Source organism: Bacillus sp. CDB3 (assembly GCF_002081505.1).
GTDB lineage: Bacteria > Bacillota > Bacilli > Bacillales > Bacillaceae_G > Bacillus_A > Bacillus_A cereus_AT.
The window spans coordinates 26,775-51,934 of record NZ_ALBR01000084.1; the positions used below are offsets into that span (position 1 = coordinate 26,775).

Sequence of the window (25,160 nt, forward strand, 5' to 3'; positions counted from 1 at the left end):
TTTCCGCAATATGGGAAAGCCTTTCTTATATTTCAATCTTCACTTTTTATCTTTTTCATATATATGTATATAAATAAACTAGGAATTAAAAAGCAAGCCAACATAATAAGTCCTGTTATACTAATTTCCTTTATCGAAATATCAGGCGTTGCCACGATACAAATAGCTAAAATTCCAATAACAATACCTACTGGAATTAATAATAGCTTCATAAAATAACTACGCGATACTCCCCCTGTATGCTCATACACTTCCACCGAATTTTTTAAGTTTAAAAAGTTAATAACTACGATTCCGCCCATAAATACCATTAATAAATCTGAAACACTTTCATATCCTGCACCTTGCAAAACGTAGCGATAAAAAACAATACCTAGTATGACGATATTTTGTAAGATGAAAGCTAGTCTAATATGTTTTAACCCCTCAATCATTAAACGTTCATCTTTCACGATTTTCACCCTATCACTCCTTTTCCTCCCAAAACAAATCATTCAATGTTTTATCTACTGCATAACAAATTTTCAAACATAAATCTAAAGACGGATTGTATTTCCCCTTCTCAATTAAACTAATCGTTTGCCTTGTAACGCCTACTTTTTCTGCTAATTGTTGCTGTGTTAAATCTAACTGAACACGTGCGACTTTTATTTTACTTACAGCCATTCATGTTCCTCCTCTACCTTTATTGTAACATATATATTCCATTAAGTAATTTATATTTTACGTAATTGATTTAATTTTCACCTTACTCTACATTAACGGATAGTAAAACGCCCGATTGGTGAGGGCTGATAAGCAGTGGGAATGAACAAAAGCCCCACCGTTTATAGTTTCACTTTATTATACACAAAAAAGGGCCTCTCATAAGAAGCCCCCTTTCTATATCTATATTATAAGAATAAATGACATCCAAATAAAATTGTGAATAAGTATAGTAACGGATGTACTTCCATCCCTTTTCCCTTCGCAATTTTTAAAATTGGATACACTAAAAATCCGATTGCAATTCCATTCGCAATACTAGATGTTAACGGAATACCAACGAAAATTAAAAATGCCGGTAATGCATCTTCGAATTCATTCCAATTAATATCACGAATGCTTTGTGCCATTAAACTACCTACTATAATTAAAGAAGGAGCTGTAATAGCTGCTACACTTGATAAAGAGGCAATAACAGGGCTAAAGAATGCCGTTATAATCGTTAAACAAACGACTACAATACCTGTCAATCCAGTTTTACCACCTGCAGCAATTCCTGCTGACGATTCAATTGTCGCTGCTGTCGGGCTTGTCCCAAAGATAGAACCTGTCGTCCCACCAATTGCATCCGCAATGAACGCCTTACCAAAGCGCTTTTCAGTGTTATCTGTATTTAAACCTGCTTGTTTAATTAAACCGAGTAAAGCACCTGTTGTATCAAATAAAAGTACAAGTAAGAATGAAAAAATAACTCCATATAACCCGTATTGAATTACATCCGAAAATGCATTGATAGGGTTTGAAACAATGATGCCTTCTGGCAAATGTGGCATTGCGACAATGTTATTTTCAAACTTTAATTGCCCTGTAAAGAAAGCAATAATCCCTGTCACAATCATACTAATAAACAATGCTCCACTAACACGTAATACCATTAATACCGCCGCTAATATTAAACCAATTAGAGTTAAAATAACGGCTGGAGAATGGAAGTCACCAATCGTAACTAAGTTAGATGGATGATCAACGATAATTCCAGATAGACGTAATCCAATAAAAGCAATAAATAACCCAATTCCACCTGCAATCGCATGTTTTAAACTGTCAGGAATTGCGACAATTAGCTTTTGCCTAAATGAAGTGAACGATAATAAAAGAAAAATGATACCTGTTACAAATACTGCCGAAAACGCAATGACATATGTAATCCCCTCTGCCTGTTGAACAACAGAATAAGCAAAATACGCATTCATTCCCATAGCTGGAGCAATAACAATTGGATAGTTAGCTAAAAACGCCATACATAGCGTTCCAACAACTGTCGCAATAATAGTTGCCGTAAATGCTTGATCAAATGGTACACCTGCATCAGATAATATTTTCGGATTGATGACAAGAATATACGCAAATGTAAAAAAAGTTGTGATGCCAGCCAAAATTTCTTGCTTCACAGAAGTGTTATACTTTTGTAATTGAAACATACTTATGTACCCTTCCTACACCTGAATTATTATCACACATTCTTTTCTTATTAGTATGTGAGAAAATGTAATACTTAATCTTAACAATCAATAAAAAGAAGAGTCAATATATTCTCTAATAGTTAGAATTTTAAGTTTAAATCTGACAAACTCAGATATAGTACAGTGTATTTTGATTATTTTTGTAGCATAACAGATAGAAATGTTTTATAATTTGAAATAGTTAAATATTTAGTAAACGCATTCAAATATCGTTCACTCTACAGGGGGTATTCTTCTTATGCAGCAAACAAACAAATCTGAAACTTTAAACCGTGGTTTAAAAGAACGACATATTACCTTAATGTCTCTCGGTTCAGCTATTGGCGTTGGATTATTTTTAGGATCGGCTTCTGCTATTAAACTAGCAGGTCCTTCCATTTTACTAGGCTATATGATCGCCGGACTCGTTATTTTTTTCATTATGCGCGCACTCGGAGAAATGGCAATTGAACAACCGGTTGCTGGCTCTTTTAGTAAATATGCAAATGATTACATCAGCCCACTAGCCGGGTATATTACAGGCTGGAATTATTGGTTTTTATGGGTTGTTACTTGTATGGCGGAAATTACAGCGGCAGGAATTTACATGCAGTACTGGTTCCCAGATATCCCGCGTTGGATCTGGGCGTTACTAGCTCTTTTATTAATGAGTGCTTTCAACTTCTTATCTGTAAAAGTATTTGGAGAACTTGAGTTTTGGTTTGCTCTCATTAAAATTGTCACAATTATTTGTATGATAGTAGTCGGTGCTGGGATTATTTTATTCGGATTTGGAAACGGAGGCGTTGCAACTGGCATTTCAAATCTTTGGGAGCACGGAGGCTGGTTCCCAAATGGATTCTCTGGATTACTACTTTCCTTACAGATGGTATTATTCGCTTATTTAGGAGTCGAACTTATCGGGGTTACAGCTGGTGAAGCTCAAAATCCGAAAAAAACACTTGCAAAAGCAATTGATAACGTATTTTGGAGAATCTTATTATTCTACGTTGGAGCTCTATTCGTTATGATGGCAATTTATCCATGGAACGAATTTGGTGAGAAAGGCAGTCCATTCGTACTAACGTTCCAGCAAATCGGTATTGCAAAGGCAGCAGGTATTATTAACTTTGTCGTTTTAACAGCTGCTCTTTCTTCTTGTAACGGTGGTTTGTTTAGTACAGGCCGTATGCTATTTACATTAGCACAACAAAAGAAAGCTCCTGAACGATTCGGCCGTTTAAATAAAAACGGTATTCCTAGTCAAGGAATTATAGCAACAGCAATCGTTTTACTCGTTGGTGTTATATTAAACTATCTTGTTCCTGCAAAAGTGTTTACATGGCTAACTAGTATTTCAACTTTCGGCGCGATTTGGACTTGGGGAATTATATTAGTCGCGCAAATTAAATTCCGTAAAGGATTACAGACTAATAAAAAGGATAAGCTAGCATATAAAATGCCTTTACACCCATTAAGTTCATATTTCTCAATCGGCTTCCTTGTACTTGTACTAGGTATAATGGCCTATTCAGAAGATACACGAATCGCATTAATCGTCGGTCCAATTTGGCTTATCGGCTTGGCTATCGTGTATTATATGAAAGGTTTTCATAAGATTGATGAATCATCTAATTCAAAAATTAGTTAAGTCCACGATCTCTTCCTAATTTACTAGGGAGAGATTTTTTCATTATTCGCGCAAATATTTCTCAATTAAATTAACGTTATCTTTACACTATTTAATATTTTCTACCTTTATTTCCATAGAAAAATCAATTACATTATTAAAGCACATATATTTATTTTTAGGGGGATTCTTCTATGAAGAATAAAAAATGGATTCAATTTTCTTTAGCAACAGCAATCACACTTAGTATAAGGAGTTCCTACATTCCGTCTACTTATGCCGAAAGCTCCGTAGACCCAGCTCCTGAAATTGCTGCAAAAGTTGTAAACCAAAACAATGGGAAGAAAGTATTATTTGATAATACGCACGGGCAAACGGCTGGGACAGCTGACTGGGTTATTGATGGCGGTTTTTCTGATTTCGGAAACGGCATTGCCCAAAACGGATATTATGTAAAAGAACTTCGTAAATCAACATCTATTACATACGAAGATTTAAAAAATTACAATGTATTTATCGTTCCCGAAGCAAATATTCCTTATAAAAAATCTGAGCAAGATGCAATATTACAATACGTGAAAAACGGTGGCAGTATTTTCTTCATTGCCGATCATTATAATGCAGATCGTAATAAAAACCGCTGGGACTCCTCAGAAGTGTTTAATGGATATAGACGCGGGGCATGGGATAATCCAGCAAAGGGCATGTCTAATGAAGAAACAACATCACAAGCTATGCAAGGAGTAGAAAGCTCCGATTGGCTATCCGATAATTTTGGCATTCGCTTCCGTTACAATGCACTTGGTGATGTTTCAGCTAAAAATATCGTCTCACCTGCACAATCATTCGGAATTACAGAAGGCGTTTCATCTGTAGCAATGCATGCCGGCTCTACTCTTGCGATTACAAATCCAAAACTAGCGAAAGGTCTTGCGTATCTTCCAGAAAATCCATCAAAATGGAATAACGCTGTTGATAGCGGCGTTTATAACGGCGGTGGTGTTGCAGAGGGGCCTTATGCTGCAATCGCAAAAGTTGGTCTTGGAAAAGCAGCCTTTATTGGTGATTCTTCCCCTGTTGAAGATGCATCGCCAAAATATGTTCGCGAAGACTCCGGTCAAACAAAGAAAACTTATGATGGTTATAAAGAAGAAAACGATGCTGTTCTATTAGAAAACATAGTGAATTGGTTAGCGAAGCAAGAAACATTTACAAGCTTAGATCAAGTAAGTGGTTTACAGCTTGATGCACCTACAGCTCTACAAACATTTGAACAACCAAGTTTATCAACAGAACCACAACCAGAACCTTGGAGCGCACCAAGTCAAGGTTACCAGTGGTTCAATACAAATACTTTTAAACCAGGTTCATACGGCTATAACGGTGCAGTGACAACGAGTGATTACGTAATTACGCACCCTAGCATTCTACCAAACAATGAAGTGTTCCAAATGAAGATTCAAGTAAATAACTTATTACCAAATACAACGTACAATAATTATTCTTTAGGTATTTTCATAACTGGCGGAACACAGGTAGCAAAAGTTCAAAATACAAATGGCACTTGGCCGTCTTCTTTCGGATATAGCAGTACATTCTCTTTCATAACAAATAACCAAGGATCTGCTGAAAAAATTGTGAACGTACAACTTGATCCAAATACAACTGGACAGGCCACACTTCGTCTACGTCAAAACACAACAGCGAAATATAGTGAAACTGTAACGATTAATAAAAAATAATGAAGAAGGCAATCCACATATGGATTGCCTTCTTCTCACTTCTCTTCTTTTGAGAAAAACATTCTTGAAATAACGATACCTATACTACCAACGATTAAGAATAACACAGCCCTGATCATCATAGACACCTCTGGTAAGTCAAGAAGGAATAACTTCCCTACTGTCACTATTAATACGACTAAGCCCGCATATAATATTTCGTTCATATGTCTATTACGGCCAAACCAAACTGCAAATAAAGCATATACCATCCATAATAATGATACAGATACGCTAATTATACTTCCATCTGTAGAAAGAACTTCACCGATCCTAGTAATTGTAATAAATACAATAACCATTAACGAGTAGAGCGCTATAGAATAAACATATTTACCTAAACTCGCTAACACTTCTTTTGCTTGTATCATGCAATAATAGAACGTTCCTATTAAAATAATATGAGCAACAAACCCTGCTGACATGAACTCATCAAACGGTCTAAAAATCGTCTGTACCATTCCAATCGCATAAATCGTTGCACTTACATACAACTTAATATTTTGCTTTACTTTAATAGCAGTAACCATACCGAGGAAACCTTGTAACAATAATACGATCGCTGCATTCACCAAACTATACTCGTATAAAATCGCTAAACTAAATGACCCCATTGCAAAGCCAAATATTAGATTTGTAAATACAGAATGTTTATTCTTCCTATATTCAAGTACGAACATAGCAGCATGCACAAATGCACTTATAACTAATCCCCACGTTGTAAATTCAGGAATTTGGGAGATAGCTAAAATAAAGAAAACTGCATTTGCACTAAATATCGCCAATCTTACTTCTTGTATAAAATTCCTCTCCGAAAACATATGCCAAAATAACAGCAAATGAATTGTACCGTATACAACCGTTAACTGTACTTGCACATTCTCTACCAATATTGACATAACAACAAAGAAGACAAATAGGACAATTGCCGCAACGACATAAGAAATCATATACAAGTACTTATAACGGTTTCTTAATGCATACCATAATAGGCTAATTGTTAATATCGTCTCATAACTAAAGAAAATATACGTATTAGGAGTCGTACTATTTAACAAGAAAGGAACAAAAAATGCTCCAACCGCCACGAAAATAGCAAGGTATTCCGATCTATATCTTTTCGCTAAATAAATCCCTAAAATAACCCATACAATATTACAGATAAACGCAATACTTGCAGGAATAAACTCATATAAATAATGTGCCGCAAACGTTGTTAAAACAATTCCCGTAATACTTCCTCCTGCTAATACTAGCCCTAATGCTTGCCGCTCTCTTTTAATTTGTATATCTCCTACGTAATACAAACCGGCAGATAGTACTATACCAAACACAACCCGTATCGCTGGTGTTAATAATCCAGCATCTACTCCTGCTTTAAATAACCAAATAACGCCGAGTAGCATAATACCGACAAATATGCGTGGTAACCATGTTTGACAAAACTTTATAATATTAAATGGTTCTGGCTTAAATGCAGATATATCTACTTGTTTCACCTTTGGCTCTTGTATGGACTCCCTCGTCTTAACTACATCTTCTTGTAACTTTTTATTACTTACCGTCTCAATGTATTCTTTCTTTTCCTTATTAACATTTTGTTGAACCTTTTCAATTTCCCTTTGCTTCGCTTTCAAATCATAAAGTGTCTCTTGCATCGTTTCAATTGCCGTTTCGAGTGCTTCTATTTTCTTATTTAAATCTCCCTTCATACGCTCCCCCCTCATTACCGATCATTATTAAACCTATATATTACCAATTATCCTTATCATACTATTAGTCTATTCATGTTCGATACCATTTTTCCCAAAAAAAGAAAGGTGTTTTCCGAAATAGGAAAACACCTCTTACTTATTTTTTCTTATTTATAGCAATACTAACAATTACACCGAGGCAGGAACCTACAAGTGCTGGAGCGATCCAACCTACACCTTCTGTATAAAACGGAAGAATTTTTAGTAGTGGTGTCCATTTATTCATCAGTACACTTTTATTTAAAATATCAATCGCACTAAATAACGCTACGATTCCAATCGTGACCGAATATACGTATACATACTTTCCAATATACTTATGAAATAACCCTAAAATAATAAGAGTTAGGGCAACTGGATAAATAAATCCAAGAATCGGTACTGATACTTTTAAAATTTGCGTTAATCCTAAATTAGCTAAAATCATACTCACAACACTTAATATAAATGCCCACGCTTTATAAGAAACTTTCGGAAATACACTTGCAAAAAACTGACTACAAGACGTAACCAGTCCAATTGAAACACATAAACACGCGATAGTAAAAATAAGGCCTAATAATACTACTCCGCCTTGTCCAAATAATGTCGTCATAACTTGCGCTAACACTTTCGCACCGTTATCAAATGTACCTAATGAACCACTAATTGAACCAACATATCCAAGGATGACATAAATAATAGATAGTAATAGTCCTGCCCCAATTCCAGCAATACTCATATATTTCGCTAAACCTTTATCATCTTCAATACCTTTTGCACGCAAAGCATTTGCAATAACAATCCCAAATATTAGAGCTGCTAACGCATCCATCGTTAAATATCCGTCTAAAAACCCTTGGAACATCGGTGCTTGTCCATAGTTCCCTATTGGCTCTTTCACATCTCCTACCGTTGTAAACATACTCTTTATAAAAATAAGTGCAATCATACATAATAATAACGGCGTCAAAACTTTTCCGAACAAGCCCATTAATTTAGACGGCGATAAACTTAACCAGTAAACAATACTAAAAAAAAGAGCCGTGTAACATAACAAAACTAAGCTACCTGCTTGTGGGAAGAACTGACCTGGTCCCATTTCAAAAGCTAAACTTCCTGCACGTGGTATACCAAGACCTGGTCCAATAAATAAGTACACAATACATGGAAATATAATTGCAAATGAGGAATGAACTCTACCCGCTAACGTTTGAAAACTCCCTGCTTTCGCAATAGCAATAACCCCTAATATCGGAAGCCCTGTTGCTGACATAATAAAACCTAACAATGAAATCCACACATGCTCTCCCGCTTCGTATCCAAGGAAAGGTGGAAATATAAGATTTCCAGCTCCAAAGAACATAGAGAATAACATCAGACTAATAAGCAAAATTTCTTTTTTCTGTAACAATTTCATTTCTTTCTCCTTCTTCAATTTCATCTCGTATGAAATCTATTCCACACATAGGAAAAACGCGATAATCCGCTTCCTTACAAAGAAAACATAGTCCATAGTCTACCACAAAAGAAACACCCATTCTATAAATATTTCCCTTTTCCAATTTCTTCTGAAAAATCAACCTTTATTGACTTCCAATAGTTAATAAAGTAAAATATTAAATATACAAAACTATTCACTTTGTTTTTGTTTGTGTCAGGAGGAAAATTACATGGAATCAACGATACAACTAGAGAAAGAACAACAAAGAAAAAAGAAACATCCTCCCGGTTTATACCTACTCTTCTTTACAGAAATGTGGGAACGGTTTAGTTACTATGGATTACGAGGATTATTAACATTATATTTAACAACAGCTTTAGTAAGTGGTGGTCTTGGGTTTAGTCCCGCTTGGGCACTCTCTATTTACGGGTTTTATACTGGTGCTTGTTATTTCACACCATTAATCGGTGGATACTTAACAGACCGTTTTCTAGGTAGACGAAAAGCCATCACAATTGGTGGTATCACAATGGCGCTCGGTAACCTTACACTATTCGCCTTGCAAAACCAAGTCGGCCTATACCTCGGATTAGCGCTTATTATTATCGGTAATGGATTCTTCAAACCAAATATCTCTACACTTGTTGGAGAATTATACGAAGAGAACGATCCAAAACGTGATAGTGCATTTACAATTTTCTATATGGGTATTAACGTTGGTTCATTTTTAGCTCCACTCGTTTGTGGATTTTTATCAGAAAATTTATTCAAAACAACAGTTGATGGCGTTGTACATTTCGGATTCCGTTACGGCTTCTTAGCTGCTTCAATCGGAATGATTATTGGACAAATTTTATTTACAACACTATCTAATCGCTTCCTTGGTGATATCGGTAAAAAACCATCTCGCGATTTGCAAACGGCTGCTGGACAACAGACAGTAGGAGATACACCGTTAACAAAAAAAGAAAAACAACGTACCGCAGTTATCGTCATTTTAACATGCTTTGTTGTCTTCTTCTGGGCTGGCTTTGAACAAGCTGGTAGTTCGTTAACATTGTATACAAACAAATTTGTAGACCGCTCTGTGTTCGGATGGGAAGTTCCAACATCCTGGTTCCAATCGGTCAATCCGTTATTTATTATTTTACTTGCTCCAGTCATTTCAGCATTATGGGCAAAACTTGCAACTAGAAAAAATGGTGACATGAAAATCCCAACAAAAATGGGACTTGGTATGATCCTACTTGGTATCGGTTATATCATTCTTGTTATCGCTACATTAAAAACAGGTAGTGATGAACATAACATTACAGAAAAAGCAAACTTACTATTTATCGTCTTTACGTATCTTTTCCATACGTTAGGTGAACTATTCTTATCACCTGTTGGACTATCAATGGTTAGCGCACTTGCTCCAGTAAAACTTGCTTCTTTATTAATGGGAGTATGGCTAGCAAGCTCGGGAATCGCCAACATTATAGGCGGACAACTTGCAAGCTTCACAACTTCACTTGGATATGCTGAAGTATTTACAGTAATCGGAGCTGCAGCGATTATTTTAGGTTTTGTTTTATTATTAATTTCTAAGAAATTAGTGAAATGGATGGATTAAAAAAAGATGAGGAATTTTCCTCATCTTTTTTTACGCTTTCTTTCCCTTTTCTATTGCTTGTTCATACAAGCCTTTATATTCACTTGGCACGAAACTCTTATAGAAGAATGAAAGCCAGCTGTCCCCTTTTTTATATCCTTCTTCTCGAATTTCCGCTGCCTTTTTATTTGATTTAAATCCTTCAGTAAACCATTTCTTTAATGTTTCATTCTTTTCATACTTAGCAGGAACTTTTAAGTCGTAGTTTTCAAATGCATATGTATATCCAGCTTTTTCCGCTGCCTTTTTAGCAGACTTATATCCCTTTTCATACGCGGTTTCATATGCTTTCACATATACATCCTTTTCAGTATTCCCAGGTTTCTTTTCAGCTAATTCTTTACCAGCCTTTTCACCAAGTTCCGCTTGTTCTTTTTCAATCTTTTCGGTTCTCTCTTTATTACCTACTTGGAAACCTTCTGCAAAGTTCACCTTAAACTCAGGAGTAATTTGACTATCGTCCATTGTCTCTTGTGCTAACCCTTGCTCCTTACCTTTTTCAAAATGCGCTTTTTTCTGTTCTTCTAAAGACCAAGCTGCAGTATAAGCAGTTGTAAATGCTTGTTTATATGTATCAGATTTTCCAGTTAAATGCCCTTCTGCATTATTTTTCTCTGCTTTAAAATCAGCCTCTCCACTTTTTTGACCTTCAAGCTGCCCTTTTTCCATGTCAGCTTGACGCTGGGCTTCCTCTTGCTTACGTGCCTCTTCTGCTTTTCTTTGCTCTTCGGCTACACGTTGTCTCTCTTCTTCAGCTTTGCGTTGTTCTTCTGCAGCACGCTGTCTCTCTTCCTCTGCTTTACGCTGTGCTTCTGCAGCACGTTGCTTGTCAGCCTCAGCATTGTGCTGCGCTTCTGCTTTTCTTTCAGCTTCTACAGCACCATTATTATTTTGGCTAGGAGCTGGACTCGTTGTACCACTACTAGAAGCTGGTTTATTGTGATAATGATATTCCCCGTACTGCAATCCCCATTTTTCACAATTTGTACGACACGTATGTCCACCATTAGCATCTGTACGTCCTGGATGTGCATAAACAGAAATTGGCGCTACCAATAACGCTACACTTGTTGTTAAAAGAAGTTTTTTTACTTGCTGTTTCACTTTTGTTCCTCCCAAAATCTAGAATCATTACTTTATTATACAAAAATAGAAAAATACTTAAATACCAACTAAAATATTCTTTTATTTCCCAACATTGGATAAAAAAGAAGGTTCACTCTTTAAAGAGTGAACCTTCTTTTTTCTTTATTTCTTCGCCTTCGTTCCTACTAGATCACCCGTAATAACAAAACGCTTAGAATTATCTTTAACAGATACACATGTAATAAGCGTTATCTCATCTTTCCCATGATCCTCTACAACTTCCCATTTATCAGGAGTCACTTCAGATACACCGGTAACAGTATACTCATACTCATTTGCATTGTCATACAAATAAATTTTATCGTTCTTTTTTAAAGTTGATACATCACTAAATAAAACACCTTTTTTTGACATATTATGCCCTGCAAGCGCATAATTCCCTTGTCCCATTACTTGATTTTCTTTTACAGTTGCCGCACCTGATAATAAATTCTTTTCAGTCGACGCTTTTAAAACAGGAAGTTCTACTGAAATACTTGGAATCGAAATACGACCGATTACTTGTTTCTTATCTAATGATGCATTCGCTACTTCTGCCAAGTCTGGTTGATTAATTTTCGAAGCATCTACAAATTCCGTCTCATGCTTTTCATAATCCATCTTTTGAACAGCTTGTACATTTTCAGTCTGTTTCTTTTCAGCCTGATATCCATCATAAAATGGCTTTCCGATTAATACACCACCTACAACAAATAGAAGGATTGCTACTATACTATAAATTCTTTGCTTATTCATATACAATTCCTTTCCGTTACAAAATCTTACTCTATATAAAATGATAAGACAATATTGCTATATGTACAAGTGTAAGCTGAAAAGAAACCTTCTTGCTTCAGCAAGAAGGTTTCTTTTTTAGACTAATTTATTTCTGTACAGGGATACATAAAAGACTGTCATTTGAATAAAAAGCATGAAAAATAAAATATATAATGGGTATCCAGGAATATATAAATTAGCTACAGGAGAAAGTGTTAAAAATCCAATAGCAATAACTATTCCATACCAGAATGAAACAAATGTTGTCCGGCATGCCTTTTGTGTAATTGCTTTTTCCCGCTCGTCTTCTTGTGGAAATAATAACGGGTACATCCAATAAGAAAGAGCTTTATGTTTCTTCTTTTGAACTTTATAAAAAACCGTCGTTATAATAGCTACAATTGTTAACACTCCTAATGGCATCATATTGATTGTTACTTCAAACGGTAATTTCTCAGTTTCAATAATATTTGCTAGCTCTATCCAAGCATAATAGAGCTCAATAAACGCCCAAAAAGCTATCATAAATCTCAGCACATTTAAGATATAAGAAACCCCAATTCTATTCATCCTCTTCCCCCTCCTTATTTAAAACAAACACATCTTCCATCTTTAACTCGAATACATCACAAATCGTAAGTGCTAATAACAACGAAGGAACATAATCCCCTTTTTCAATTGCAGCGATCGTTTGTCTCGTTACTCCAACCTTTTCTGCTAATACACTTTGTGTGAAATTAAAACGAGCTCTTAATTCCTTCACTCTGTTTAAAATGGTCAAATTTACCACCTCTCACCATTATTGTATGATATTCTTAACAAAATATAAACTCAACTTAACATTGTTTCCGCAAAAAAATCCAACTTCACTTGTTGTGAAGTTGGATTTTTATTTAGTTTAAAATTGTAATTTTAACAGTTCTTCTACCCCAAGCATTAGCTGTTGCAGAATCTGGCATTAATAAATCGATAATATGACCTTTAATTGCACTACCCGTATCTCCAGCAATTGCTGTTCCATAACCTTCTACATATACAGTAGATCCTAATGGAATAACTGCCTCATCTACAGCAATTAATTTCATATTGGGATTTGCAGTCAAGTTATGCCCCATCTTAGATTTTACAGTTTCACCCGCTTTATAACCATTTTCAGATGGATCAGCTGTATAAGCAGTTGCTGTTACATAAAATTCTTTTCCACCTTGAGCTGGTTTAGGGTCTGGCTTAGACTCTGGTGTTGTATTTTTTGCTACAGGCTCTGCCGGCTTAGCTGCTGCTGCCTTCGCTTTCGCTAGCTCTTCTTGCTCAGCCTTTGCAGCTGCTTCCGCTTTTGCACGCTCTTCTGCTGCAATTCTCGCTGCTTCTTGTTCACGAGCAATTGTTTCTTGTACTGTTTTCATATTTGACTCAATTTTAGCTTTTTCTTCTGCTGCTAAATTAAGTTGGCTTGCAATCGTATTATATTTAGCTTGAACTGCTTGTAAGTTATCTTGACGCTTTTTCAAGTTATCTTGCAACTCAGCTTGTGCTTTTGTTAATTTTTGTTTATCTACTACTAAAGATGCTTCTTTTTCGTCAATCTCTTTTTTATCTTCTTCAATTTGACGAAGATCTTGTTCTTGTAGACGTAAAATTTCTTTATCTGCATCTAAAATTGTAGATACCGCGTTCATACGTTGTATAAAATCAGCAAAGTTTTTTGATTCTACAACAACCTCTACTACTAAACTCGTATTTGAGCTATTTTGAACAGAAACCATACGTTTTTTCATAATGTCCTTACGAGCAAGGACTTTATCTTCTAAAACGACAATATCTGCTTTTTTTGTTCAATCTGCTTATGTGTTTCATCGATTTTACGTTGAATAGCAGCTTGATCCTCTTTATTTTTTGCAATTGTATTATTTAAATTATGTAGTTCATTTTCGATACCTTGAATTTCTTTACTAACAGCTTGCTTCTCTTGCTCTTTCTTTTGCATATCTGCATCGTTTTGCTGCAATTGCTGTTGCATGTTGTTAAGTTTCTCGTCGTTTGACTCTGCTTTTACAGCGACTGTACTAGAAAGACCTATGATTCCTGCTAATACTAGACTACTGATTCGCTTAAAATAGTTCATAATCCGACTCCCTTCTTATACAGTTATACATGATTTATTTTACAGTTTGTTTACAAAACCATTAAATACAGTTTATTTTTCATGACAAAAAAAAGAGAATTATGAATAAAATGTAATAGATTCTTAAATATTTAACAATTCCTATATTTAAAAATTATAAAAGATGCTAAAATCCAAATATAGAAAAATTAAAAATCCTAAAGGCGGTTGAATTAAATAAAATGTTTACTCAAAAGAAATCACTCCAACATAAAATTGATCAACTAGAAACTCATATACATGAACTAGAAACACAGTTAAAACAAAAAGATGTGGAAAAACAAGAAATTATATCCTCTATCCATAATCGTGTAAAAAGTGTTATGCAAGAGCACGAACTTGTAAATAACCAACATCATACACTCCAAAACTTAATTCAACAATTGAACGCATGCTTTGAAAATGTTTCTATGCGTACTACACATTCCAACGAATTAAATAACGAAATGCTACAAAAAGAGCAAAACTTAATTCAAGCTATTGAGGAAATTATCGATTGCTCTAATGAAGGAAAAGAATCCGTTCATCGCTTACTCATTGTAATTAATAAGTTAGGTGAACAATCTCAACGTACTTCTAATAGTATGAATCATTTAAGTGAACGCTCTAAAGAAATTGAACAAATTGTAGAAGTGATTCAAAACATTGCAGCACAAACAAATTTACTAGCGTTAAATGCAAGTATTGAAGCTGCACGTGCTGGAGAACACGGTAAAGGATTCGCTGTTGTTGCTAATGAAGTAAGAAAACTAGCAGAAAGCACAGCTGAAAGTACAAAAAACATCGGCAACTTAACGAAAAAAATTCAAGAAGAAATTGAAAAAGCATATGAAAATACAAAAGATAATTTACATTTAGTTGATGAAGGTGTAGAAATGAGCTCTGATACTAACGCTAGAATCGAAAATATTTTAATTATGATTCAAACATTACAAAGTGGCGCTACAAATGTTATTAAAGCTATCGAGAACCAAAAATCTTGTAATGATGATATATTACGAGAATTTGAAAATACACAACTAATGTTCCAAAAGTTAAATACTACTATTATGAATCATATTAATGATGCTGAAAAAGTTGATGTCCAATTATCAAAAAGCATTCAAGAAATAGTTGTTTCTCAGTAATATAAAAAATCCCCTATGACGTAGTAGGGGATTTTTTATATTATTTCGAATGTTATTTTCTTCTCAATATTCGCTCTCTCTTTTGTTATAATAAAAAAGTTGTTTCTTTCGACTAATACACAAGGAGGATGTTATGGAACAATTTTATTACATTTTAAAATATTTAATTCTTGGTCTATTCCAAGGACTAACAGAACCAATTCCGATTTCTTCAAGCGGTCACCTCGTTTTAGCACAGCATTTGCTAGGACTAAAAATAGAAGGGTTTAGCTTTGAGCTACTTGTTAATTCAGCTTCATTATTAGCTGTATTACTTATTTATAGAAAAGACTTAATTCGTCTAACAAAGAATGGTCTATCTTATATATTTACAAGAGCAGAAGATGCAAAATCAGATTTCTTCTTTATTATTTACCTTGTTATTGCAACCATTCCAGCAGGTGTAATTGGAGTTTTATTTAAAGATTATATCGACCAATATTTAAAAGGTGTTAAAATGGTTGGGATTTCCCTTCTTATTACTGCTATCGGTCTTTGGATTATTCGAAACTTGCGTGGACGTAAAAATGATGGCGATCTTTCTATGAAAGATGCAATCATTGTCGGTCTAGCACAAGCTTGCGCACTAATTCCTGGTATAAGCCGATCAGGTGCTACAATCGTAGCAGCAATGTTACTTGGTATGAAGCAAGAAACAGCACTTCGCTTCTCATTCTTACTATACATTCCTGTTAGCTTAGGTGGTTTATTGTTAAGTATTACAGACATTGCAAACGATCCAAATTTAGATACATTATTTGTGCCTTATATTGTTGCTTTCATCGCAACATTCATCATGACATATATTTCATTAAAATGGTTTATGAACATTATGGCAAAAGGAAATTTAAAATATTTCTCTTTCTACTGTATTATCGTAGGTATACTAACTATCATTTTCTTATAAAGTGAAATTTTAATCAGTGAGGGTTTTGTTCATCCCCCACTGATTATTAGCCCTCACCAATCGGGCTTTTACTGCCCACAAATAGCGGGATAAAATGACCGTTAACACTTTTTAAAGTAAGCCATCCTATTCAAATAGGATGGCTTACTTTTTTATATTTCAATTTCGAATACCCTTTGTTATTTACTTTGAATTTTCTGAATAGTATAATATAAATTATTCCCGTTACTTTTTCTTACTATAAAGAAAATAAAGTGACACTTTATTTAGCCCTCACCAATCGAGATTTTACTGGGTAAAACTTCTCTCTTCTAGCCCATTTTTTTACTACTATCGAAAAAGAGGTGTTCGTATGTTTATCGTTACTAAACTTATTCATATTAAATATGGCTATGAAAATGAACTATTTCATTCACTTAAACAGCATTCTCCATCATATGGAACACAAGGCTTTATTAACATAGAATTTTCACAGATGCATCTTATAAATAATAGAGCTGAATATATGGTTCGCATGCTATGGAAAACTCAACAAGATTATCACGAATGGCTTTCTCAAAGAAAGAATGATGAAACGTGGAAACACCAAATACAAAATTATATCCTTTCTTCAAAATCCAATGCTGCCTATATGTAATAAACTTTCTTTTCCTGACAATAAAAGCGAATAACATGTGTATTTTTTGAAATAAATCATATGTTAAGCGAATAATAATAAAATTTCGTTTTGTATTATCATCATGAACAAAAAATCTGTTCCCCCTCCTGAAAACGCCATGCACTTTCAAAAGTCGTAATATGATCCCCACTTACAGAAAAAAGCTCATATCGCATCTCTTGTATCCTCTCTCAACTTGCATAATCACAGTATTCTTATATTAAATTTTACATAACTTAATTCATGTAAAATTTGTAATTCTTTCTATTTCGAAATATTTTAACTTTGTTTTAAAACCTTTTTAGCGCTATAATGATAAACGAATTTTCATTGAAAGGAGTTTCATTTTGACTGCATATTTATTTCCAGTAAAAACAGCATTTATTTTATTTCCTTTTTTAGCAATGTTTCTCTTAATCCCTTTTTTAATATTTAATTATCGAAAATATGGTTATTTAAATAAATGGCGCTCATTTATTTTATACTCTTTATTACTCTATTTATTAAATGCCTATTTTCTCGTTATTCTACCATTACCACAAACGTATGATACTTGTAGTCTACAACCGGCTAATACACAACACATGCAACTCTCGCCATTTTATTTCGTACAAGAGATTAGTAATCATACATCAGCACTTTTAACGAAACCAGCTACGTACTTTCATCTATTAAAAGAATCTGCGTTTTTACAAGTAGCTTTTAACGTTCTACTAACCGTTCCATTTGGTATTTACTTGCGTTATTATTTCCGACGTAGTTTCTTGCAGACTATTTGCATTTCTTTATGTCTTTCACTATTTTTCGAACTAACCCAAGTGACTGGACTATACGGTATTTATAATTGTGCATATCGCCTATTTGATATCGATGATTTATTTTTAAACACACTAGGTGGCGTAATTGGCTTTATCATTGCACCAATATTTACGTACTTCCTTCCGCAAGCAAACGAGTTAGATAGTCATATTGATTTGGAAACGAAACCAGTCGGATTCGTTCGTCGCTTTATCGCGATGCAAATTGATTGGATTTTCTTATCTATCGTTGTACCTGTCATTAAAAACAAAGGAAATTCTTTCTTTGTTTCTAATATTCAATCTTACACGAACATATACGAACTCATTTTCATAACGTGTTCGATCTTTATTTACTTTATTATCATTCCATACTTTACGAATGGAAAAACAATTGGTAAAGCATTGCTTCGTATTTACGTGAAAGGAAAATCAGATCGTATTACTATGAAGGAACTATTCATCCGTTACGGTATATTCTATTTCGTTTTAGGTGGAATCAATTATATTCTTTCTAGTAGCTCTATCTTAAATCTTACAGAGCCTTTAGTATTGCTGGTTACATTGTTGTTCCAATTCGTTATTAACGGTCTATTCATTATTCATGTTTTATTGCATGTATTTAGCCAGGATAAATTACTATTTTACGAGCATATCAGTCATACAAGAAATGCAATTACACTAAAAAAGCTGACAAATGATTATTTGTCAGCTTTTTTTCATACTCATGAATAACTTTTCTGCATAAGGATTTAAAAACATTCCCGTTACATCTAGTGACTTCCTCACCTTTAAAAACGAATGAAATTCTGGATATATATACTGTAATTGTTCATACGTTAATGTATGCATTTTCCCCCAATGTGGGCGTCCTTCATACTTTCGAAAGATTTGCTCCACCTCACCAAAATAAGCGGCATATTTCATACCTTTATACATATGAACGGCAATATATGCCGAATCCCTTCCGTACGCTGGGCTGAGCCATATATCATCACCATGCACATAGCGACATTCAATCGGGAAATGCACTTTATACTTTTTCTTTTCAATAAGATTTGAAATTTCTTCAACAGCAACCCTCATAAACTTTGAAGGGACACTATACTCCATTTCATAAAAAGGAACTGTACGCGATGTAGCAAATACTTCATAACTTGGTCCAATGATTTTTGTATTCGGTACAGCCTTGGCTGATAATTGGCTTACTCCTTTACTAATAGAAGGAAACCACTTACACCCTTTAGATAGTAAAGAAAAAATCCTATTTTCAAGTAATTCCACCTTGAGTTTATGCCACTTCAAATCAGTTCCTTTACTCGTTGTTTCATTTGTAAATTTCACTTGTACTTCATCTGAATAAGGAAAAACGAAAAATTCAAAATGACGATTTCGTTTATATTCTTCCAGTTTATCCATTACGGTAGAAAAAGACTGCTTTTCACTTTTGTAAACAAGTGAGTACGCTGGAATAACTTTCAGTTTAACCTTCACAATAATACCGAGCATTCCAAGTGATAACTGGAACGCTTTCCAGTATTCATAGTTCTCTTCTTCAGAGCAAACAATACTCTCGCCTGTAGACAAAACTGCTGTAATTTCTAGCACTTGTGTTGATAAACTCCCAAATGTAACACCGGTCCCGTGAGTCCCCGTACTAATTGCTCCTGCAATAGATTGCGAATCAATATCTCCTAAGTTCTCTTGTGCATACCCTTTCGCCTCAAGTAATTTCCCTAAATCATGTAGTTTTGTTCCCGCCCATACTTCTACGGTCATCTTCTCTGCATCAACATTCGTGATTCCCTTCAATTCATCCAAAGAAACTAAAATTTCTTCTGTTTGAACCAAAGGTGTAAAAGAATGTCCTGAACCAACAACCCGAATTTTCTTTCCCTGTTCTCTTGCAAGTCCTACAACTTCTACTACATCTTGTAGACTTTCTGGGTACATCGTATAATGCGGAGTTCCTTCTACATTACCTGTCCAATTTCTCCATTTTTGTCCCTTTACAGAAAGCATTGGCTATCCCCCCGATATGTTGAATACTCCCCAACAATTTCCCCTTGTTTAATGCAATACAACACAGGAAAACGTTCACATAATTCCCCAGCTTTACTATGGCGAAACAATATAGTATCCCCTATATACAATTGTTCCTCATCGTTATAGTAAACCGGTGTTTGCACTTCACCAGCGCCTTCTAACGCTAATAGTTTTGCACCATGCGGTTTCCAAACCTCGGGCTCCTTCTCTTTACCAACTGCACCTGAAGCAATATACCCACCTCCTAGGCAAGTATAAATATGTGGAGCTGGTTTACGTACAATTGGTACAGCAAATCCAACGGCTGGTTGAAATTTTACTTCTTTATAATAATCAAACAGTTTCGGAGAGTAAAAAGCGGATCCTACAGTAATTTCCGTAACTGAGTTATCTTGCTCAGTTGTTTTTATACTCCCCGTTCCGCCCCCATTAACAAACCTTAGTTCAATACCAAGGTTTTGTATTTCTTTTACGATATTCCCTCTTCTTTCGTTAATTTCTAGCACCGATTTCTTCTTTAAATACGAAATAAGTTTATTTTGAAGCCTTTGTTTTGGCATATCATCTCCCACTCCAGCAATTTGTGCTTCATATCCCATTACACCATCCAATATTAAATATGGTGATGCCTTCACCTTTTCTACTATTTTTAAAGCGCTCTGGACATCTTTAACTGGAGATCTTCTCACACCAAAATGAAATTGAAAAACACGACTACTCATATCAATATCTAAACAAACTCGAAAACACCCACTAGATTCCACAGCAATTTTTTCTAAATAAACAATATGTTCTTCACAATCCACCATACAAGTAATAATGATCCCTTGCTTTGTAAGTAAACTAATTTCATGTAAAGTTCTTTCATCATAAGCAGGATATCCTAGCAATAAATCATTAAATCCTTCTTCAATTAAAAATAAAGCTTCTCTAGGTGAAAAACACATAATACCTTGAAAACGATCATTTTCAGCTAAAATCTTTTTCATAATTGGAACAGAACGTAATGATTTACTCGCTATGCGAACCTTTTTATCACCACTTAGTTCAATAACTGATTGAATATTTCTCCCTAAAGCTACTTCATCTAAAAATGCACACGGTAATGGAAGCTCTTTAAAAATGCTTCTATCCACATCGTTCTCTCCTCTTCTATATATGTCTTATACATATTGGAAAGAAAGATTGATTTTCCTGTTTTCAAATAAAAAAAGTTTCTTCTTCACGAAGAAACTTTTTTGACTACTTCATAGAAATAGTCGCCTCTACTGGATAATGATCGGAGTAATCATTATATGTATATTTTTTGAACCATGACGTAACAGTCCATTGTGGCGATTTCGGCTGTAACACCTTATTCTCTATATACGATGGATTCGCATGGTCCTTACTTGTAATAATATAATCTAAATACTCGGCAGGGCTATCGGGGAAGTTATATTTCGCAATACTGTTTGTCGTTGCATCCCAAGTTGTAGTATGTCCCGTATAAGATGGAATAGAAGCGTGCAATGTTTTGAACATGGATGCGTACTCTGAGTCACTATTGTTCTCAGCATTTATTTTATTTACATTCATATCACCACCAATTAACACATACTCGTTATTTGGTATATTTTTATTTTTAATAAACTCTTGAATTTCTTGTAGCTGTTTTGTACGTACAGATGCTGGCGAAGTGTTTCCACACATACTATCTTCAGCTTGTAAATGCGTCCCAATTACATGCACGAAACGATCATTTTTCTTAACTTTTGTGTATACAAATCCTTTATTTGATAAGTTATCTGGTCCACAGCCTTTTTCGAATACATATTGAATCTTTTCAACAATTGGCCATTTACTCACAATCGCTACACCTCCATCTTCAGGAGTCGAAGATGAATAGTTGCCTAACGTCTTATCCCACTCGCTTCCACTACTACGACCTAATACTGCCGTTTGATTTGGATATTCTTTCTTCAAATTTCCTAATAAGCGATTTGAAGCACTATTATCAAACACTTCATTTAATATAACAACATCTTGATTCTTTATATAATCTGCCGCTCCAATTAAATCAGCACGCTGACTTTGCCCCAGTTGGGATATAGGTTTGTTGATAGCATGTACACATTATGCGTCATAACTTTTAACGTACCATTTTGATTTGTGGACATTTCTGCTTGAACGGAAAATCCACTATATAAAGCTGCTAGACTCATTCCAAAGCTAAGTACAACTTTTAACAATTTACTTTTCACGAGTCATACCTCCATGTATTGTATAGTGATAAAAAGGCCAAATACTCTATTCTGAGATTTGACCTTTCTCCAATACTTAACGATTTCCGTACGTATCAAACCAAAGCTGAATATATCCAGCTGTTACACGTTGCGCTTCCGTTAATCGCTTACCAGTCATTGGTGTAACTTCAGCACGCCATTTATCCGCATAACTTTGTGATACAGCAGCTTTTACAAACCAACTTTTCGTATTACTATTTACAATGCCAGGGTAATCTTGCTTCGCAGCCACTGCCGCCCCATGAATCCAATCTTCAGGGTTCGTACCTTTCCAGTTCCAATATCCATTTCCGTCCGTTACTTTGTAATTATCTTTAATTGTATCTACAAAGTTTTCATATTTAGAATGGAATCCTTGTGGATAAGAAATATTCGTAAAGTTTGCTGCATGCATCGGTTGATTTACATCTCCTAAATAATGAAGAGATAACCCTAAATAGAAGAATGCTTGTTTCATATCTTTATTTTTATAAGATTCACCAGCTAATTTAAAATACTTTGCTCCAGTTTCCTTCGCTTGCTTTGCAAGTGGAATGTATGTACTTCCATTGTCTGGATCATAGAAATGCGACGCAAATGTACTATTGTCATAATAAGGATTTTCATAATCAGCAGAATAAATGCCATTTTCTAAATCTGTGCGCCATTCATTTAATAGTGCAACTTGATCTTGTTTTACAATTGTCGTATTACGGGACATAATATCAATTGCACGATTCACGATCCATAAATGAGAATTTACACCTTCTGAGTGTTTATCTTCAGCGGACCACTATTGAATAATCTGTACTCTATTCCCTCCATCATTTTCATGTGCAAAAGCTACATTTTGTAACGGAGCTGCTAACGTAATAGCTGCTGCTAAAGCAAGCACTTTCTTTTTCATATGAAATCCTCCATTTTATAGTTGAGTTATTGTAAATATTTTGTTTGGATCCTACGATGTCTTTCGGTTAACCTATGACTAGAATATCCCACCTTCACCGAATTTCTATTATTTAATAGAAATATATAAATGTTCATATCACTATAACTTTATACATAGTGAACGTAATGAATGAATGCACTTACATTGTAATAAAGTATTGTTAAGCTACTGCAAATACTTGTCTAAACTAATGTAAAAAAAGAGTAAAGCGATTGATTAATCGCTTTACTCTTTTTTTCTTTTCGATAATATACTTGGCAGTTGCACATTAACTGCCAATTTATGAATAAATCCAAACACTAATCCAATCCCGATAAATATGTATAAGATCGTAAATACCTTTCCAAAATCAGTTTGCGGACTAAAATTCCCATCACCGACAGTCGTCAACGTAACCACACTAAAATATAGAGCGTCAAGAGGACGTAGTCCTTCAACTGTACTATAAAAAATCGTCCCCGATGTTAATGTCAAAATTGTTAATACGAATAACACTTGAAACTCTTTATCTTTCCATGCCCGTAAACAAGCTCTTAACATCCGTTTCAATGTCAACATAAATGAAAGCATTGGACTTCCCCTTCCTAACAAACATACCTTTAGTTAAAGGAAAGTCTATCACCTTTCAGTATAGAAAAAAAGTAGCCCTTTTCTATTTCTAGAAAAGAGCTACTTTCTTCTATTATATATTATTTAGGTGAAACAAGAATTTTCACTTGTGTTTTATCTTTTACAAGTGCTTCAAAGCCTTCTTCAACAACTTGGTCCACTGTAATTTTTTTCGTAATTAATTTCTCTGCTTGAATTTGGCCAGAGCTAATTAATTTAATAACAGCTGGGAATATATGACGATATCCAAGAATACCGATAACTTCTTTTTCTTTTAATACAAGGTTGTTCGGAGTAATTGTCGCATCTTTTTCCCACACACTAACAATTACTGTCTGACCTTCAAAGCTTGTACTTTCAATCGCTTGACGAAGTACAACTTCAACACCTGTTACTTCAAAGCTCACATTTACACCTAAACCATTGGTTAAGTTGCGAATTTCTGCTAGTACATCTTGAGTTGCTGGGTTTAATACATAATCAGCACCTGCTAATTTCGCTAACTCTTGACGTTCTTTAGAAAGTTCAACTGCAATAACAGGAGTTGCTCCTGCTGCTTTTGCTGCTTGGATTACAAGAAGTCCAATCGGACCACAACCAAATACCGCTACAGCTTCTCCCTCTTTTAATTTACTTTGACGTACTGCATGAACTGCTACTGCTGCTGGTTCTACAAGCGCACCTTGTTCATACGTCATTTCGTCTGGAATATGATGAACCATGTCTTCTGGTACTACTGTATATTCAGAGAAACCACCACCGTCTCCACCAAGACCGTGGAAAACAAGTTGTTCACAAACATTGTAATGTCCATGTTTACAAGCTTCACATTTACCACAAGAATAAATTGGTTCTACAACAACGCGGTCTCCCACTTTATGAGATGTAACGCCTTCACCGATTTCTACTACCTCACCGCTAAACTCATGACCTAAAATAACTGGTGCTTTCACATGTGTTAATGGGTGCTCTTCTGTTGGAATAAAAATTGGTCCTGCTAAATATTCATGCAAGTCTGTCCCGCAGATACCACACCATTTAACTTTAATTTTCACTGCTCCTGGTCGTACAGTTGGTTCCGGTACTTCTTCTACTCGTACATCACGTTGATTATGCCAAAGTAATGCTTTCATTTTAAACATCCCTCTCTATGTATATACTTAACCTGGTGAAGTTTACAAATCTATTATAGTACTTCTATCCATATATTTCAAAAAAACAATCTCATTTTCACTAATTTTTAACAAATAAC

General features: G+C 34.8%; 19 protein-coding genes and 5 pseudogenes. 7 read left to right on the forward strand and 17 right to left on the reverse strand.

Annotated features, from left to right (window positions below; genetic code table 11):
- Positions 1 to 32: 32 nt before the first annotated feature.
- The 3 genes from CDB3_RS20725 to CDB3_RS20735 all read right to left on the reverse strand — a co-directional run bounded on the left by CDB3_RS20725 (position 33) and on the right by CDB3_RS20735 (position 2,186).
- On the reverse strand, positions 33 to 461 hold the full coding sequence (locus CDB3_RS20725) for a hypothetical protein (protein WP_128855790.1): 429 nt from the start codon (positions 459 to 461) through the stop codon (positions 33 to 35).
- A 4-nt stretch (positions 462 to 465) separates the two neighbouring features.
- On the reverse strand, positions 466 to 666 hold the full coding sequence (locus CDB3_RS20730; protein ID WP_000301182.1) for a helix-turn-helix transcriptional regulator: 201 nt from the start codon (positions 664 to 666) through the stop codon (positions 466 to 468).
- A gap of 227 nt (positions 667 to 893) precedes the next feature.
- Positions 894 to 2,186 carry an NCS2 family permease gene (locus CDB3_RS20735; RefSeq protein ID WP_071743728.1) on the reverse strand — a complete coding sequence of 431 codons (1,293 nt, stop codon included), beginning with the start codon at positions 2,184 to 2,186 and terminating at the stop codon, positions 894 to 896.
- A gap of 280 nt (positions 2,187 to 2,466) precedes the next feature.
- Here CDB3_RS20735 and CDB3_RS20740 point away from each other — a divergent pair, with 280 nt between their 5' ends.
- Entirely contained in the window at positions 2,467 to 3,858 is a 1,392-nt protein-coding gene (locus CDB3_RS20740) for an amino acid permease (RefSeq protein WP_128855791.1), read from the forward strand.
- Positions 3,859 to 4,031: 173 nt separating this feature from the next.
- Entirely contained in the window at positions 4,032 to 5,579 is a 1,548-nt protein-coding gene (locus CDB3_RS20745; RefSeq protein WP_128855792.1) for a DNA-binding protein, read from the forward strand.
- 35 nt (positions 5,580 to 5,614) lie between these two features.
- On the opposite strand, the gene CDB3_RS20750 is transcribed toward CDB3_RS20745, so the two are convergent.
- Both CDB3_RS20750 and brnQ1 read right to left on the reverse strand, forming a co-directional pair.
- The gene (locus CDB3_RS20750; protein ID WP_128855793.1) at positions 5,615 to 7,330 is read right to left on the reverse strand and encodes a DUF2339 domain-containing protein; all 1,716 of its coding nucleotides are present in this window, start codon (positions 7,328 to 7,330) and stop codon (positions 5,615 to 5,617) included.
- Positions 7,331 to 7,469: 139 nt separating this feature from the next.
- Positions 7,470 to 8,771: a branched-chain amino acid transport system II carrier protein BrnQ1 gene (gene brnQ1 / locus CDB3_RS20755; protein WP_256869899.1), complete on the reverse strand. Its 1,302-nt coding sequence runs from the start codon at positions 8,769 to 8,771 to the stop codon at positions 7,470 to 7,472.
- A 253-nt stretch (positions 8,772 to 9,024) separates the two neighbouring features.
- Here brnQ1 and CDB3_RS20765 point away from each other — a divergent pair, with 253 nt between their 5' ends.
- Positions 9,025 to 10,410 carry a peptide MFS transporter gene (locus CDB3_RS20765; RefSeq protein WP_128855796.1) on the forward strand — a complete coding sequence of 462 codons (1,386 nt, stop codon included), beginning with the start codon at positions 9,025 to 9,027 and terminating at the stop codon, positions 10,408 to 10,410.
- A 30-nt stretch (positions 10,411 to 10,440) separates the two neighbouring features.
- On the opposite strand, the gene CDB3_RS20770 is transcribed toward CDB3_RS20765, so the two are convergent.
- The 5 genes and pseudogenes from CDB3_RS20770 to CDB3_RS20790 all read right to left on the reverse strand — a co-directional run bounded on the left by CDB3_RS20770 (position 10,441) and on the right by CDB3_RS20790 (position 14,473).
- The gene (locus tag CDB3_RS20770) at positions 10,441 to 11,553 is read right to left on the reverse strand and encodes a YHYH domain-containing protein (protein ID WP_128855797.1); all 1,113 of its coding nucleotides are present in this window, start codon (positions 11,551 to 11,553) and stop codon (positions 10,441 to 10,443) included.
- A 144-nt stretch (positions 11,554 to 11,697) separates the two neighbouring features.
- Positions 11,698 to 12,330, reverse strand: coding sequence for a class A sortase (locus CDB3_RS20775; RefSeq protein ID WP_128855798.1), 633 nt, complete (start codon positions 12,328 to 12,330; stop codon positions 11,698 to 11,700).
- A gap of 117 nt (positions 12,331 to 12,447) precedes the next feature.
- The gene (locus CDB3_RS20780) at positions 12,448 to 12,921 is read right to left on the reverse strand and encodes a DUF2178 domain-containing protein (RefSeq protein ID WP_071772219.1); all 474 of its coding nucleotides are present in this window, start codon (positions 12,919 to 12,921) and stop codon (positions 12,448 to 12,450) included.
- Positions 12,914 to 13,132: a helix-turn-helix transcriptional regulator gene (locus tag CDB3_RS20785; RefSeq protein WP_002167109.1), complete on the reverse strand. Its 219-nt coding sequence runs from the start codon at positions 13,130 to 13,132 to the stop codon at positions 12,914 to 12,916. Before CDB3_RS20785 ends, CDB3_RS20780 begins: the two co-directional genes overlap by 8 nt.
- A 112-nt stretch (positions 13,133 to 13,244) precedes the next feature.
- Positions 13,245 to 14,473, reverse strand: a pseudogene (locus tag CDB3_RS20790) (PcsB-like coiled-coil domain-containing protein).
- A gap of 647 nt (positions 14,474 to 15,120) precedes the next feature.
- Between CDB3_RS20790 and CDB3_RS33150 the strand changes: the two are divergent.
- The 3 genes and pseudogenes from CDB3_RS33150 to CDB3_RS20805 form a co-directional block, all read left to right on the forward strand.
- A pseudogene (locus tag CDB3_RS33150) lies at positions 15,121 to 15,639 on the forward strand (methyl-accepting chemotaxis protein); the annotation flags it as partial.
- A gap of 133 nt (positions 15,640 to 15,772) precedes the next feature.
- Positions 15,773 to 16,585: an undecaprenyl-diphosphate phosphatase gene (locus CDB3_RS20800; RefSeq protein WP_000434777.1), complete on the forward strand. Its 813-nt coding sequence runs from the start codon at positions 15,773 to 15,775 to the stop codon at positions 16,583 to 16,585.
- A gap of 352 nt (positions 16,586 to 16,937) precedes the next feature.
- Positions 16,938 to 17,222 carry an antibiotic biosynthesis monooxygenase family protein gene (locus tag CDB3_RS20805; RefSeq protein ID WP_097832887.1) on the forward strand — a complete coding sequence of 95 codons (285 nt, stop codon included), beginning with the start codon at positions 16,938 to 16,940 and terminating at the stop codon, positions 17,220 to 17,222.
- Here CDB3_RS20805 and CDB3_RS20810 read toward each other — a convergent pair.
- Positions 17,213 to 17,419: pseudogene (locus CDB3_RS20810) on the reverse strand (hypothetical protein). The gene CDB3_RS20805 and the pseudogene CDB3_RS20810 sit on opposite strands and share 10 nt — an antisense overlap.
- Positions 17,420 to 17,590: 171 nt before the next feature.
- Here CDB3_RS20810 and CDB3_RS20815 point away from each other — a divergent pair.
- Positions 17,591 to 18,775 (forward strand): VanZ family protein, encoded by a 1,185-nt coding sequence (locus CDB3_RS20815; protein ID WP_128855799.1) that lies wholly within the window; start codon positions 17,591 to 17,593, stop codon positions 18,773 to 18,775.
- Here CDB3_RS20815 and CDB3_RS20820 read toward each other — a convergent pair.
- The 6 genes and pseudogenes from CDB3_RS20820 to bdhA form a co-directional block, all read right to left on the reverse strand.
- Entirely contained in the window at positions 18,749 to 20,062 is a 1,314-nt protein-coding gene (locus CDB3_RS20820; RefSeq protein ID WP_128855800.1) for a D-arabinono-1,4-lactone oxidase, read from the reverse strand. The two genes, CDB3_RS20815 and CDB3_RS20820, sit on opposite strands and share 27 nt — an antisense overlap.
- Complete coding sequence (locus tag CDB3_RS20825) at positions 20,050 to 21,222, reverse strand: amino acid deaminase/aldolase (RefSeq protein WP_128855801.1); 1,173 nt, start codon at positions 21,220 to 21,222, stop codon at positions 20,050 to 20,052. The genes CDB3_RS20820 and CDB3_RS20825 overlap by 13 nt, the downstream gene beginning before the upstream one ends.
- Before the next feature lie 106 nt (positions 21,223 to 21,328).
- A pseudogene (sph, locus tag CDB3_RS20830) lies at positions 21,329 to 22,329 on the reverse strand (sphingomyelinase C).
- A gap of 76 nt (positions 22,330 to 22,405) precedes the next feature.
- A pseudogene (cerA, locus tag CDB3_RS20835) lies at positions 22,406 to 23,257 on the reverse strand (phospholipase CerA).
- Positions 23,258 to 23,524: 267 nt separating this feature from the next.
- Positions 23,525 to 23,869, reverse strand: coding sequence for a potassium channel family protein (locus CDB3_RS20840; protein ID WP_002114144.1), 345 nt, complete (start codon positions 23,867 to 23,869; stop codon positions 23,525 to 23,527).
- A gap of 119 nt (positions 23,870 to 23,988) precedes the next feature.
- Positions 23,989 to 25,041: a (R,R)-butanediol dehydrogenase gene (gene bdhA, locus CDB3_RS20845; RefSeq protein WP_000645832.1), complete on the reverse strand. Its 1,053-nt coding sequence runs from the start codon at positions 25,039 to 25,041 to the stop codon at positions 23,989 to 23,991.
- Positions 25,042 to 25,160 lie beyond the last annotated feature (119 nt).